Raw genomic sequence first — 14,293 nt, forward strand, 5'->3', positions numbered from 1 at the left:
TCAAATATATACTTAAAAATTCTATTTCTTCTCTTTCTCAGTCTGGACTTTATCTAGCTTTATATATCCCATTTCAACTAGCTTGTTATAAATTTGAGAGATTTTTGGTCCAGCAGCGCTACCACCGTGACCGCCGTGTTCGACAACCATCGTTATGACGTATTGTGGGTCCTCAAAAGGCGCATAGGTCGTCATCCACGCGTGAGATCTTTGCAGATACGCCATATCCTCCTCTTTCATACGTTTCTTTTCAGTTTGCGAGATGCCAACGACCTGAGCTGTTCCAGTCTTTGCCGCAACCTTTACAAGACTTCCCACAAAGTGCCTATTTGCCGTACCTCTTGGGTGATTTGCCACCTCATACATCGCATGCCTAATGGCAGGTAGCTGTGACTTCTCAAACGGCGTAAAAGCATCATCTGTTGGCGTAAAATCAACATCCTTGCCATCGATGCTCTTTAAAAAATGTGGCGTCACATTTAGCCCAGTTGCAAGGCCTGCTGTGTATTTAGCCACCTGCATAGGCGTGACTAAAAAATTTCCCTGTCCGATAGAGGTGATGAGCGTCTCGCCTTGAAACCACGCCTTGCCATACTTCCTCATCTTCCACTCCCTACTTGGCAAGGTCCCTACAAATTCATTTGGCAAATCAACCTCCGTTTTTCTACCAAAACCCATGCGCTCAAGTATCGGTACAATGGCGTCGATGCCGATCTTTTGGCTACCCTTGTAAAAATAGTCATCGCAGCTCTCTCTAATGGCTGTGTTCATATTAACCGTGCCATGACCATGCGAGTTCCAGCAGCGAAATTTACGCCCTCCAAGCTCATACGATCCACTGCAAAAAAAGCTATCATATTTGCTCATGCCATTGTCCAAAAAGGCAAGAGCCATACCCATTTTTACGACAGATCCTGGCGGATAGAGACCGTTTATCAGCTTATTTGTAAATGGGTGATCGACGTTTTTTACAAGCTCTTCCCACTCAGCCTGAGAAATTCCAAGCACAAACGGATTTAGATCATACTCAGGAAAGCTTCCTGCTGCGATGATGGCGCCATCTTTTAAGCTCATAACTATGACACTTCCTGCATCCTTACCAAATACATCAGCGACGAACTGCTGAAGCTCAAGATCGACGGCGAGCTTTATGTTTTGACTTTGTGGCGCTTGATAGCTCACCTGCTCGATCTCCTCATTTAGCGCATTTACCTTGATCTTTTTAAAGCCTTGAATTCCTTGCAAGATCGGGTTATAAAAGCGCTCGACGCCACTTCTACCGATATAGTTTGTAAGCTTTGTCAAATGGTTATTTTCCATATCTTTTTGGTTTGCCCTGCCAACGTAGCCGATGATGTGAGAAGCTAGGTCGTTGTATGGATAGTGGCGTTTTGATGCGGGTCTTATCTCTAAATTTTCACGCAGAGAAAGAGGCGCAAAAAATGGCAAAAATTTATCATAATCAACAAATTCGACCACGTTTATAAAGTCTTGGTTGTAGGCTGAGTCGTTTTTTATATATTCATTTTTAAGCTTGGTGACATTTAGATCGCCAAATAGCGAGCCGATATAGGCTAGCTCATCGTCTAAAATTTTCACCTTTTTGTTTGCGCTAAGGTGCGGCTTTACATAAATAGAAAAGCCTAGACGATTGACCGCCATAGGCTTGTCGTGTGCATCAAAGATGATGCCTCTAACTGGCGGGATATAGATAGTTTTTATCGCATTTTGCTCAGCGATCTCGTTATAGTAAGTATTTGAATTGACACTTAAGTGGTAAATCCGCCCCAAAAGCATGATCCAAAAAAGAGCGATCACGCCAAAAACGATACGCATCCTCATAGCACTTTGTCCCTAAATAGCACGATAGTAAGCACACTTTCAAGCGCTATGAAAAATAGATACTCTGCACTAAAAGTCAAATTTGGCTCGTTTAAGACGTAGGCAAAAAGGTTATTTACAAGAAAAGTTAGCACATAGCCAGAGGCGACAAAGATGATAAGCAGGCAATTTCGCCACTTCATCGTCGTATATAGCCAGTCTAGCACGAAGTTGTAAAATAGCAAAAACGCAATGATCGTTGAAAAGAGATAAAAGCCATGAATTTGCTCGGCAAAGACCAAGAAAATGAGTGAAAAATACCACGAGGGCTTAAACTCATCATACTGCTTTTGCTTTCTTGAATACTCCAAAATCATATATGTAAAAAAGATGCCAATAAGTGGTGGCAAGAAGCCAAACTGCGTAGTTGCGATCTCATAAGATAATAAAAAAATGACCCACCAAAAGCCTTTAAAAATTTTAATATCTAAGCTGCTTATGGTTTGCATTTTACCTACCAAGAGCGTGGTTTATGATAGCTTCCCGTGCCTTGTCGATGCCGCTTTTGCTGAGTGTCGAGACCAAAATGCCACTTGGGTCAAATTTCATTATCGCACTCTTTTGGCTTTGATTTAGCTTGTCGCTTTTTGTGTATAAATTTAAGATTTTCTGATCAGCCCTTAAAAAGCTTTTTAGGTAAGAATCCACATTTACGTCGATGTCTAAGTCAAAATGTCTAGCGTCTATTAGATGTATAAAAAGTCTGATGTCGCTTCTAAATTTCAAAAATTCATCTAAATTTTTACGCCACTCATCGTGTTTTGACTTTGCCACTTTTGCGTAGCCAAAGCCTGGTAGATCGACCAAGATGAGTTTAAATTTCTCTTTTTCACTCTCTTCTTTTTCCTCACAAAACTCAGCCTCAAAGAAATTTATAAGCTGCGTTTTGCCAGGAGTTGATGAGCTTTTGGCTAAATTTTTTTGATTTACAAGTGCGTTTATGAGGCTGCTTTTACCCACATTTGACCTGCCCAAAAAGACCACCTCGCTTGTCACAAAGCTTGGAGCCTCTTTTATGCTTGGGCTTGAAGTGATAAATTTAGCGCTCAAGGCTCTTATCACTTGGTTTTATCCTCTATTTGAAAGATAAATTTAACTGGCTTTTTCTCATCGCTATTTACGCTATATGTGCCATCTTTTTGATTGACCACGATCTTTTCGCCGTAGACATTTTTATCAGTCTCTACCTCGTGCAAGTAGCCGTTGCCAGTTACTGTGTATGTCTGTTTTGCTGGCTCGTATGTGAGCGTATCGCCCTTGCCGTCATAGTGCTTATCTTTCATGAAAATTTTAGCTCTAGCGTTGCCTATGGCTACATATTTTACTGGCTGGCGCTTTTTATCAAAATGCACAACGACTTTGTTTGCCTTTAGCTCATCGTATGAGCCTTTTTTGATATTTACGTTGCCTACAAATTCGCTGATCTGCTTGTTTTCATCAGCAAAAAAATCGTTTGATGTGATCTCAACTTGCTCTGCATTTAAAAATGTAAAGCCCAAAATCATCGCTAAAATCGCTGCTTTTCTTCTACCCATGCCCTTAACCCTTTTATCTGCGTTTGTTTTTTACCAAGATCGTAGCTTCCACTATCGCCCAGTGCTTTATCGCCATTTCTAGTGATGGTGAAATTTGCCTCTGATCTTACTATTTTTGTCTTTGTATTATATATAACTTCATCGCTTTTAAATTTCAAACTATCGTTGTTTTCATAGTTTGCATTTTTTTGAAAGATTATCTCATCGTTTTGCGAGATAGCCTTGTCTGAGCTTAGAAAATGTCTTAAATTTCCCCTTAAAATTCTCGCCTTAAAGTCTAAAAATTCATCCCTGTCGTTATATCTGTTTAGCTCGTCACTCTCATAAACTCCGCTTATCTTGGTCGAGTTTATCTCATAATCAACCACGTCATTTACCTGCATATTTGATATGTTGGTATCAACCTTTAGCACGTTTGCTAGGTATGGGTCTTGTGCAGCTAAAAATATCATCACAGCACTAAAAATAGCCACGACGAAGTAGAAAATTTTTACAACCAACGCTTAGACCACTCATCATATAAATTTTCTGATTTTATGATCATCTCGATCATCTCTCTAACAGCGCCATTGCCACCTTTGTGCTTTAGCTTTGTCTTTACATCAAGCTCTTTAATGGCATCTTTTGGCTTAAAGCTCCATGCAACTGCGTCTAAAATTTTATAGTCATTATAGTCATCGCCGATAGCTGCTGCGTTTTTAAAGCTAAGCCCTTCAAATTTTAATATCTCGCTTGCTACTTCAAATTTATCGCCAACGCCTTGATAGACGTGATTTATCTTTAGATCCTCAGCCCTTCGCTCAACGATGGCCGACTTTCTACCAGTGATGATAGCCACCTTTTTGCCAAGCTTTAGCCAGCTCTCTATCGCGTAACCATCTTTTACATCAAAAAATTTAAGCTCTTCGCCATTTGCATTGTAGATGATCTTGCCATCAGTGAGGCACCCATCAACGTCTAAAAATATAATTTCTATCATAAAACGCCCTTGGTACTTGGAGTGCCAATCCTTGCGTTTTTGGCAAGCGCTCTGCGGAGTGCTACGGCAAATGATTTAAATGTTGCTTCGATGATGTGATGAGTGTTTTTGCCACGAATTTGATTTAGATGAAGAGTGATGGCTGAATTTATAGCAACTGCTCTAAAAAACTCCTCCACAAGCTCAGTGTCAAACTCACCAACCTTGGCATTTTCATTAAAATTTTCATATACAAGGTAGGCTCTGTTGCTAAGATCTAGCGCGCAAAAAACAGCCGCCTCATCCATAACAACGCTCGCCTCGCCAAACCTCTCAACACCGCTTAATGGATATAAAGCCTCTTTTAAAAGCTGTCCCAAAACTATGCCTACATCCTCGACGCTGTGGTGAAAATCCACATGCGTGTCGCCCTTGCATGAAATTTCAAGATCGAGCAAAGAGTGCTTTGTAAATGCCTCAAGCATATGGTCAAAAAAGCCAATGCCTGTGCTTATCTTTGCAACCCCAGAGCCGTAAATTTTGAGCTTCATTGAGATTTGCGTCTCTTTTGTGTTTCTAATTAGTTCTAAAATTTCCTCTCTCACGCCCTAACCTCTTACTATAAATGCACCTTGGAATTTACCGCTTCTTGCGTAATCTCTAGCCTCGTCCTCGCTTCTAAAGCCATTTAAAAATACCCTATAAATGGTTGAGCCATCTATCGTAAATGTCTTAACGACTGATCTATAACCATCTATGCTTTTATGCTCTCTTTGGTATCTGTTTGCGCCTTCAAGGTTTTTAAACGAGCCAATTTGTACCATAAAATCTCCACCCACAACGCGTTGCTCTGATGAGATCACAATGCCACCAACTGGGGCCGTTGGAGAGACTGGATTTGGCACTTTTATGCCAGTGCTTGTTGGTTTTGTTGGTTGCGCGCTAGCGGTTGTAACAGCGTTAATGTCTTCATTAAAGCCGATAACCTCCATACTAACTGGAGCTGTACCAGTGCCGATGACATCAAGCTTCATCGCAGCTGCTTTTGAAAGGTCAAGCACCCTGTCAGCCACAAAAGGTCCTCTGTCATTTACACGCACGATAACACTTTTTTGATTTCTTAAATTTGTTACTTTAAGTATTGTATTCATCGGCAAAGTTTTATGCGCCGCAGTCATATTATACATATTATAAACTTCGCCATTTGATGTTGTTTTGCCGTGAAAATTTGGACCATACCAGCTTGCCGTTCCGCTGGCTTTATCGCCGACACTTACGACGGTTGGATAGTATGTTTTGCCATTTATGGTGTATGGTCTCATTGTTGCTTTTTGAACTGAGGCTGAGTTGTTGCCTCTTACATTAGTTGGGCCACTTGGAGTAAATGGAGCCCCGCTCCAAGAACAACCAGTGATTAAAAGTGTAAAACTTAGTCCTAAGTAGAAATTTAGGCTCTTACGGTATGACAATATTTGCTCCGACATTTAAATTTGAACTAGCCAAAGAATTTGCATCTTTTATATCTTTTTCGCTTACATTAAATTTCTTTGATAAAGATGCGATTGTATCGCCTGTTTGAACTACGTAGTTGTGAGATTTATTTTGAGTAGAAAAAGGGATTATTAGTTTTTGATTATAGCTTACTGCGTTTGTGCTAAGCTCGTTGTAGTCCTTGATCGCTCTGTGGCTAACGCCTGTCTTTTTAGAGATAGAAAGCAAGGTCTCGCCTTTTTTTACAGTGTATGCGTAGAAGTTATTTTTGCCATTAAATGGTTTGAAATTATCTGAGAAAAGTTGCTTTTTATTTTCAGGGATATAAACGTAATAATCTTTTAAAGTTGGAGGTGTAAATACAAATTTTAAATGCGGGTTATTACTTTTCATCTTTTTTGTGCTAAGACCGATGCTGTCGCCTATCTGAGCTAAATTTGTACCGCCTGGTACTTTTACTTTCGTAAGTCTTAATCCACCATTTATGTTTAGCAAAGATGACTCTTTAGATATCAAAAAGTCTGCATCTTTTGCTATATATGCCGCTCTTAAAATTTTAATGATGAAATTTCTAGTTTCAGGTGGAAGATACTTCTTTTCTGAATCAATCAGTGTTACCAAATCATCTGTGCCAGCTTTTTGTATTGCTCTTCTAAGCGTTCCATCACCACAATTATAAGCTAATGCTGCAAGATACCACTTGCCAAATTGATTTTTAAGTGATCTTAGATAGTTTGTAGCTGCAACAGTTGATTCAACTGGATCTTTTCTCTCATCGGTGTATTGCCCTACTTTTAGACCGTGAATTTTAGCTGTTTGCTCCATAAACTGCCACATACCAGTAGCTTTAGCGTTTGAGACAGTGTGATTTGAAAAGCCTGACTCTATCATTGCTAGGTAGAAAAACGACTCAGGCACGCCTGATTTTTTGATCTGCTCTTTTATCATTGGTATATACATATAGCCGTTTTTCAAGGCATCTGTAAATGTTCTTACCTGTGAGTTTTGTATGCCTTGTCTCATCTTTGCATAGTGAGAAGTTTTCATAAAGCTAGCATCGATGTCTAGCTCCTTTAAAATTTTAACCTGAGTGTCGTAAGAGCTCTTCTCAGGGGCGTTTGCTAGTAGCAAGGTGCTACATGCAAATAATAAAAATATCTTAAGCATTGCTTTCATTTCTATCCTTTTTCGTGTCAAAGCTTAATGATGCTAGCATCTTAAGCAAGCACAATGCCCAAAATTTAGGCAAAGCACTTAAATAACCTTTTGGCATTATCTGAAGTCGTTTTACAAACTACTTCAAATTCAAGGTTTAAAATTTCAGCTATCTTTTTAGCAACAAATGTCGTAAACGCCGGCTCATTTCTCTTGCCACGATTTGGTTCTGGCGTGAGATAAGGGGCGTCAGTCTCTATCAATACCCTATCAAAAGGAATTTTTGGCAGAATTTCAACTAAATTCTTAGCGTTTTTAAATGTCAAAACGCCACCTATGCCAAAGTAAAAATTCCCAAATTTGCAAAGCTCCAAAAGAAGTGGCGAGGCATTATAACAATGCAAAACTGCCCCAGCTTCAAGCTTTGGCGCATACTCTTTTAATATGTTAAAAGAGTCCTCATTAGCCTCTCTGATATGGAGGATAACGGGTTTTTTTAACTCAACTGCCAAATCAAGTTGAGCTAAAAAAACACGTTTTTGATCAGCTTTTTCTCTTAGCTTTTCTTCTTCATCTTTTGGCAAGCGGTAGTAGTCAAGCCCACATTCACCGATAGCCACGCACTTTTTATCTTTGGCAAATTCTCTTAAAGTCTCTATATTAAAATTCTCTTTATCATAGGGATGAACTCCAACGGCAAAGAAAATATCACTTTTTTCGTGCGCTATTTTAGCCGCTTTTGGTAAATCATTAATATCAGCTCCAGGGATAATAAAGCCTTTTAGCCCTAAATTTCTGGCTTCAGATAAAATTTGCTCTAGGTCAAAATCATAAACTTTACTATCCAAATGACAATGCGTATCTATAATCATAAAGCTATTTCTACCCTATTTCTACCATTTTCTTTAGCGACATAAAGCGCTGAGTCGCAAGCTTCAAGCATATCATCTATCTCGCAGTGACCTTTCCCAAAAGAAACCCCGATAGAAACGGTCACTTTTATGGTTTTATCTTTTATGATCACCTCATTTTCAGCCACTTTTGCTCTTAAATTTACAAAAAATTTAATCGCCTCCTCTTTTGCTATCTTTTTAAGAACAACACAAAATTCCTCACCACCAAACCTAGCGACTACATCTCTTCCTTTTGTATTGTCAATTAGTATCTTTGCGAGTGATTTTAGTATCTTGTTGCCACCATCATGTCCGTATGTGTCATTTATCTTTTTAAAGTGATCTATATCAAGCATAGCAATCGCATAAGGTTCATCAAGCTCTTCAGCTGCTTGGACATACTCTTCTATATCTTGATAGAAAAATCTTCTATTGTAAGCGCCAGTTAAAAAGTCGCGGTTGGCAAAATTTGCTATTTTATTTATATTTTCCATCGCCTCAATGGTGTTATTTACACGGCAAATGAGCTCTTCTTTAGAAAATGGCTTTGCTATAAAGTCGCTAGCTCCATTTTTTAAAAATATCGAAGCATCAGTCTTTTCGCTAGGCGAGGTCATCACGATCACACCAAGGTGGTTTTTATCTTTCTCTTTTCTAACCTCTTTTAAGACTTCTAAGCCATCTTTAACAGGCATTCTATAGTCAGTTATGATTAAATTTATATCAGGATTATCAGCAAAATAGCTCATCGCCTCTTCGCCGTGAGCCGCTGCTAAAACCTTAAACTGAAGGCTAGTTAAGATTTTTTTTATCATATTTCTAAAAGGCAGTGAGTCCTCAACGACTAGGACTTTGTATTGTCTATTTTTGCTTAGTCTGTTTATCATTTGAAAGATGTAGTTGATATCATCCATGTTGCCCTTATAGACGTAATCAACTATGTCTTTGTTTATAAAAAATTCTTTTGTCTTATCATCGATGCTACCAGTTAAAACGATAGCACAGAGCCCTTGAGCAAGGACATAATCAACGATCTCACCATTTGGTGCGTCAGGTAAATTTAGATCCAAGATAGTCATAAAATAATCTTTGCCGTGCTCGCTAATAAGTATCTGGGCTTCGGCAAAATCGTACGCAACGTCGATAGCCATATCCTCAATGCTCTTTTCCATCTGCATGACGATTAGCTTAGCAAGTGCCTTATTATCATCAACTACTAGAATTCTTTCCATATTATTCCTGCGATTTTTTATTAAATTAGCTCGGATTTTAACAAATAAACCTAATCACAAAGCTTAAATTTAAAACTTAAATTTCAAGCTATTTTAAAAGTCCTTTGGCGAAATTTATCGCCTCTTCGCTGATGTGCTCGCCACTTATCATACGCGCAAGCTCATTTACACGCTCCTCTTTGTCAAGCTCTCTTACGACTGAGCTCTCGCCGTGACGCTCTACTAAAAAGTGCGAATTTGCCTTTGAGCTAAGCTGCGGCTGGTGCGAAATGGCAAAAATTTGATAAAAATTTGCAAGCTTGAGCAAGACATTTGCGATACTCATCGCCTCTTTTCCGCTTAAATTTGCATCTATTTCATCTAAAATGATGACATCACCGCCAGTTTTCGTGATCTCACTAGATGCGGCTATGAAGGCCAGCCTTAAGCGGTTTAGCTCGCCTGAGCTTAAATTTTTAAGCAAGGTCTCGTTTAAATTTAAACAAATTTCATCAACGCCTAAAATATCAAGCCTTTTGCCCTCGATCATTAGCGTAATATCTGGCATATAAAGCTCTTTTAGGTATAAATTTATCATCGCCTCAAGTTCTTTTAAATTTACGCTCCTTGCCTTGCTTAAAGCGCTGGCTAACTCATTTGCCTTTTTGCTTAAAATTTCAAATTTCTTCTCAAGCTCGCTCTTTTCAAAGCTTAAATTTTCATATCTGGCAAGCTCTTTTTCCTTTTTATCAAGCGCTTCTAATGCCTCTTCTTCGCTGCCATAGCGCCTAATGATGGCATTAAGAGCTTCTATCCTATCAAGCACGCTCTCCACGTCGATATCGTCAAGCTCCTCCATATTTAGGCTATCTCTTGCAACCCTTAGTTCATTCATCGCATCTTCAAAAAAGCCGTTGTCAAGGTCGCTGATGCTTAGCGCCTCATTTACGCTGTGCTCTAGCTCAAATATCCGCTCAGCCCTAGCCCACGCCTCATTTATCTTATCTTTTTTACTAAGCCTTTTTTTAGTTTCCATAAGCTCTTCAAACTCGCCTTTTTTAGGCCCAACGCTTCTTATCTTCTCGATCTCAAAGCTAGCAAGCTCCTTTAGCTCCTCGACCTTTTTCTCTTCCTCTTTTATAGTGGCTAGCTCTTTTGAAATTTTAGAAAATTCCAAAAACACCTCTTCAAATTCCTGCTTTATCTCTTTAAATTTCTCATTTTTTGAAATTTCAAGCCTATCAAGCAAATTTAGAAATTTCTCATTTTCAAATTCATTTGCCTCTTTTGCCGAGAGATATTTGATGTGCTCGCGCGCCACTTGGGCTAAATTTTTCTTTGAGATGGCTTGTTGATTTATAAAATACCTCGTGCTCTTATCTTTTAAAAGCTTGAAAATATTAACCTCTTCGTTTTCTATGCCAAACTCATCAAGCTCAAATTTATGCTCCACGTCAGCTTCTATCAGCCTTGCCTCGCTATCTTTTAGCCCAAAAACAGCCATTATGGCACTCATCAGTACCGATTTACCAGCACCGCTAACACCCGTAAATACGCTAAGACCCTCTTTGAAATTTAGCTCGACATTTTTAAAATTTAGATAATCCTTAATCAAAATTCGATCAATCATTATAACCCCAGTGAAGTTTCTCTTTTAAAATTTGAAAATAATCCCTGCCAATATGGCGTATCAGCCTCGCTTTTTTATCACTCAGACTCATGCTAACGGCTGAAATTTTACTCATATCAAAGCGGTCTTGTCCGTCTATGACTAAAATGGCGTCGCTATTTGTTCTAAATTTGACCGTGTGATTTTTGGTAAGCACGACTGGACGCTGCGTGAGTGAGTGCGAGCAGATGGGAGTTAGCGCAAAGACCTCGCTTAGTGGATAGATGATAGGACCATTTGCGCTCATGTTATATGCCGTGGTACCAGCTGGAGTTGCGACTATGACGCCGTCTCCATAATATGAGTTAAAATACTTTTCATTTAAAAGTGCCTCGATATGCGTCATCGAGCCGCCATTTTTACTAACGATGACCGCGTCGTTAAATGCTATCTTTTTCTCAGTTTTGCCATCATTTTTGTGAAGCGTAACATCAAGCATAAAAGGCGTTTCTACCTCAAATTTATTATCAAAAAAGTCTTTAAAAAACTTCTCACTCTCATTTATCGTGATATCTGTCAAAAAGCCGAGCCTGCCAGCGTGTATGCCAAGGACGAGCGGCGAGATGTGAGCTAGCTTTCTGCAAGTTGAGATGATCGTGCCGTCACCGCCAAGCGTGATAAGAAATTCGCACTCTTTGGCTAGTTTTATCAGCTCAAAGCCACTTTTTTCTACCTGCTTTGCACAGCTTTTTTCAAGCAAAATTTCTGCGTTATACTTTTTTAAAATTTTTTCTAGCTTTGCTAAATCCTGCTTAAATAATGGATAATCTTTCGCGATAAGTCCCACTTTTTTGGCGTTTGTGGTATTAAATTTTTGTTCATTTTTCATAGAAATGATTGTAACATATTTTATTTTAACAAAGCTTTTCAAAAGAAAAAAGCGATTATAATTGCCTAAAAAACATTGCAAAGGAGCATTTTATGCGAAGTCATTATTGCACCGATCTTAGCAAAGCTGATATCGGCAAAGAAGTAATACTTTGTGGCTGGGCAAACACATATAGAGACCACGGTGGCGTTGTTTTCATCGACTTAAGAGACGTTAGCGGGCTTATACAATTAGTTTGTGATCCTGCCGACAGCAAAGAAGCACACGACGTGGCTGCAAAAGTAAGAGATGAATATGTCTTAAAAGCAAAAGGAAAAGTAAGAGCTAGAGGTGAAGGACTAACCAATCCAAAGCTAAAAACTGGCGAGATAGAGGTGATAGTAAGCGAGCTCATCATCGAAAATCCAAGCGAGCCACTACCATTTATGATAGGTGATGAGAGCGTAAATGAGGACATCAGGCTAAAATACCGCTTTTTAGACCTTAGAAGCGAGCGTTTGCAAAATATCTTTAAAATGCGTTCTCGCGCAGCGATCGCAGCTAGAAACAGCCTAGATAAAATGGGCTTTATCGAGTTTGAAACTCCAGTTTTAACACGCGCAACTCCAGAAGGTGCAAGAGACTATCTAGTGCCAAGCCGCGTATATCCAGGTCAATTTTACGCGCTCCCACAAAGCCCACAGCTATTTAAACAACTTTTGATGTGTTCTGGCTTTGATAAGTATTTTCAGATAGCAAAATGCTTCCGCGACGAGGACTTAAGGGCTGATCGCCAACCAGAATTTACTCAAATAGATATCGAAATGAGCTTTGTTAAGCAAGAAGATATCATAAATATGGCTGAGACGATGCTAAAAGATATCTTTAAAGCCTGCGGACACGACATCAAAACGCCATTTAGACGCATGAGCTACAAAGAGGCGACTGAGACTTACGGCTCAGACAAGCCTGATCTTAGATATGATCTAAAAATGATCGATGTGATCGATATTTTCGAGCGCTCAAGCAATGAAATTTTTAGCTCTATCGCAAAGGATAAGAAGAAAAACCGCATAAAAGCGCTAAAAGTGCCAAATGGCGACAACATCTTTAGTAAGCGCGAGATGAATAGATTTGAGGAATTTGTACGTAAATTTGGTGCACAAGGACTTGGCTACTTCCAGATGAAAGAAGATGGTTTAAAAGGCCCGCTTTGCAAATTTTTCGAGCAAAGCGATCTTGACGAGATCGTCTCAAGATGTGAGCTAAAAGTTGGCGACGTCGTATTCTTTGGCGCTGGCAAGAAGAAGATCGTACTTGATTATATGGGACGATTTAGAATTTTCCTAGCTGAGCAAATGGGCATCATCGATCAAGATAGACTTGAGTTTTTATGGGTGCTTGACTTCCCAATGTTTGAGCAAAATGACGACGGCAGCTACTCTGCGATGCACCATCCATTTACAATGCCAAAAAATATAGACGAGCCTGATCTTGAAGATATCCTCTCTATCGCTCACGACGTCGTGCTAAACGGCTTTGAGCTTGGCGGCGGAAGTATAAGAATTCACAAAAACGACATCCAACAAAAGGTCTTTAAGCTTCTTGGTATAGATGAAGCCGAGCAGCGTGAGAAATTTGGCTTCTTGCTTGATGCCTTGACATTTGGTGCGCCTCCTCATGGTGGTATCGCGATCGGCTTTGACAGACTAAATATGCTTGTAAATAAAGCAAGCTCGATCCGCGACGTCATAGCATTCCCTAAAACACAGCGCGCTCAGTGCCCACTCACAAAGGCACCAAGCTACGCTAGCAACGAACAGCTTAGGGAGCTAGGACTAAGGATAAGAGAAAAAGAGCAAAAGAATTAAAATTTTTGCAATAAATTTAGACTTTTAGATGTCTAAATTTGAGTTATTTTATTTTAAAGATTAAATTTTTGAGATGATTTTGGATGTTGTGTAGAAAATTTCATCCCAAAGCTAGACATATAGTCTGCTGCAGGGTGAAATTTTCAAACTCATTCAAAGGCGCTCAAAAAATATAAAAAAGGGAAAAAATGAAGAATTTATTTTTAATCATAGGCGCTCCAGGCAGCGGCAAAACAACAGACGCATCGATCATTGCACAGCATGATGAGAAATTTGCACACTTTTCAACTGGCGATCTTTTAAGAGCTGAAGTCGCAAGTGGTAGCGAGCTTGGCAAACTAATAGACGGCTTTATCTCAAAAGGAAATTTAGTCCCACTTGAAGTTGTCGTAAATGCGATCGTCTCAGCTATCAAAAGCTCGAATAAATCAAACATCATAATCGACGGCTATCCAAGAAGCGTTGAGCAAATGACCGAGCTTGACAAAGTCTTAAGCGAGCAAGATGAAATTTCTCTAAAAAGTGTCATCGAAGTGGATGTTAGCGAGGACGTGGCAAGGGCTAGAGTACTTGGCCGTGCAAGAGGCGCTGATGACAACAACGAAGTCTTTAACAACCGTATGAAAGTATATCTTGATCCGATCAAACCTATCCGCAAATTTTACAGCGAAAAAGAGCTACTTCACGTGGTAAATGGCGAGCGTGGCATCGACGAGATCGTAGCTGACATCAAAAATTTACTAGCTAAACTTATATAAATTTACAGACCTTGCATCAAAAGGTGCAAGGTTTTAAAACTTACTATCTATATAACACTAAAA

General features: G+C 39.4%; 15 protein-coding genes. 2 read left to right on the forward strand and 13 right to left on the reverse strand.

What is annotated here, in order from left to right; genetic code table 11:
* Positions 1 to 21: 21 nt before the first annotated feature.
* The 13 genes from mrdA to CYO90_RS05600 form a co-directional block, all read right to left on the reverse strand.
* Positions 22 to 1,842: a penicillin-binding protein 2 gene (gene mrdA, locus CYO90_RS05540; protein WP_103578769.1), complete on the reverse strand. Its 1,821-nt coding sequence runs from the start codon at positions 1,840 to 1,842 to the stop codon at positions 22 to 24.
* On the reverse strand, positions 1,839 to 2,330 hold the full coding sequence (locus tag CYO90_RS05545; protein ID WP_103578770.1) for a hypothetical protein: 492 nt from the start codon (positions 2,328 to 2,330) through the stop codon (positions 1,839 to 1,841). Before CYO90_RS05545 ends, mrdA begins: the two co-directional genes overlap by 4 nt.
* Before the next feature lies 1 nt (position 2,331).
* Positions 2,332 to 2,943, reverse strand: coding sequence for a ribosome biogenesis GTP-binding protein YihA/YsxC (gene yihA, locus CYO90_RS05550; RefSeq protein WP_004317590.1), 612 nt, complete (start codon positions 2,941 to 2,943; stop codon positions 2,332 to 2,334).
* Positions 2,940 to 3,416 carry a lipopolysaccharide transport periplasmic protein LptA gene (gene lptA / locus CYO90_RS05555; protein ID WP_103578771.1) on the reverse strand — a complete coding sequence of 159 codons (477 nt, stop codon included), beginning with the start codon at positions 3,414 to 3,416 and terminating at the stop codon, positions 2,940 to 2,942. The genes yihA and lptA overlap by 4 nt, the downstream gene beginning before the upstream one ends.
* A complete protein-coding gene (gene lptC, locus CYO90_RS05560; protein WP_004317464.1) occupies positions 3,389 to 3,916 on the reverse strand; it encodes an LPS export ABC transporter periplasmic protein LptC in 528 nt (175 codons plus the stop codon). Before lptC ends, lptA begins: the two co-directional genes overlap by 28 nt.
* Positions 3,907 to 4,395, reverse strand: a complete 489-nt coding sequence (locus CYO90_RS05565) for a KdsC family phosphatase (RefSeq protein WP_004317467.1) — start codon at positions 4,393 to 4,395, stop codon at positions 3,907 to 3,909. Before CYO90_RS05565 ends, lptC begins: the two co-directional genes overlap by 10 nt.
* Positions 4,392 to 4,925, reverse strand: a complete 534-nt coding sequence (gene hisB / locus CYO90_RS05570) for an imidazoleglycerol-phosphate dehydratase HisB (protein WP_050880896.1) — start codon at positions 4,923 to 4,925, stop codon at positions 4,392 to 4,394. The genes CYO90_RS05565 and hisB overlap by 4 nt, the downstream gene beginning before the upstream one ends.
* A 57-nt stretch (positions 4,926 to 4,982) precedes the next feature.
* Positions 4,983 to 5,843 (reverse strand): septal ring lytic transglycosylase RlpA family protein, encoded by an 861-nt coding sequence (locus CYO90_RS05575; RefSeq protein WP_009294185.1) that lies wholly within the window; start codon positions 5,841 to 5,843, stop codon positions 4,983 to 4,985.
* Positions 5,830 to 7,041 carry a lytic transglycosylase domain-containing protein gene (locus CYO90_RS05580; RefSeq protein WP_021084294.1) on the reverse strand — a complete coding sequence of 404 codons (1,212 nt, stop codon included), beginning with the start codon at positions 7,039 to 7,041 and terminating at the stop codon, positions 5,830 to 5,832. Before CYO90_RS05580 ends, CYO90_RS05575 begins: the two co-directional genes overlap by 14 nt.
* Positions 7,042 to 7,106: 65 nt before the next feature.
* A complete protein-coding gene (locus CYO90_RS05585) occupies positions 7,107 to 7,892 on the reverse strand; it encodes a TatD family hydrolase (protein ID WP_103578772.1) in 786 nt (261 codons plus the stop codon).
* Positions 7,889 to 9,145, reverse strand: coding sequence for a diguanylate cyclase (locus tag CYO90_RS05590; protein WP_103578773.1), 1,257 nt, complete (start codon positions 9,143 to 9,145; stop codon positions 7,889 to 7,891). The genes CYO90_RS05585 and CYO90_RS05590 overlap by 4 nt, the downstream gene beginning before the upstream one ends.
* Positions 9,146 to 9,233: 88 nt before the next feature.
* Entirely contained in the window at positions 9,234 to 10,754 is a 1,521-nt protein-coding gene (locus CYO90_RS05595; RefSeq protein ID WP_181000220.1) for an AAA family ATPase, read from the reverse strand.
* A complete protein-coding gene (locus tag CYO90_RS05600; RefSeq protein WP_103578774.1) occupies positions 10,747 to 11,622 on the reverse strand; it encodes an NAD(+) kinase in 876 nt (291 codons plus the stop codon). Before CYO90_RS05600 ends, CYO90_RS05595 begins: the two co-directional genes overlap by 8 nt.
* Before the next feature lie 92 nt (positions 11,623 to 11,714).
* Between CYO90_RS05600 and aspS the strand changes: the two genes are divergently transcribed.
* On the forward strand, positions 11,715 to 13,472 hold the full coding sequence (gene aspS / locus CYO90_RS05605) for an aspartate--tRNA ligase (RefSeq protein WP_103578775.1): 1,758 nt from the start codon (positions 11,715 to 11,717) through the stop codon (positions 13,470 to 13,472).
* Between the two features lie 188 nt (positions 13,473 to 13,660).
* Complete coding sequence (locus CYO90_RS05610) at positions 13,661 to 14,230, forward strand: adenylate kinase (RefSeq protein ID WP_103578776.1); 570 nt, start codon at positions 13,661 to 13,663, stop codon at positions 14,228 to 14,230.
* Positions 14,231 to 14,293 lie beyond the last annotated feature (63 nt).

Source organism: Campylobacter concisus (assembly GCF_002913745.1).
Lineage (GTDB): Bacteria > Campylobacterota > Campylobacteria > Campylobacterales > Campylobacteraceae > Campylobacter_A > Campylobacter_A concisus_R.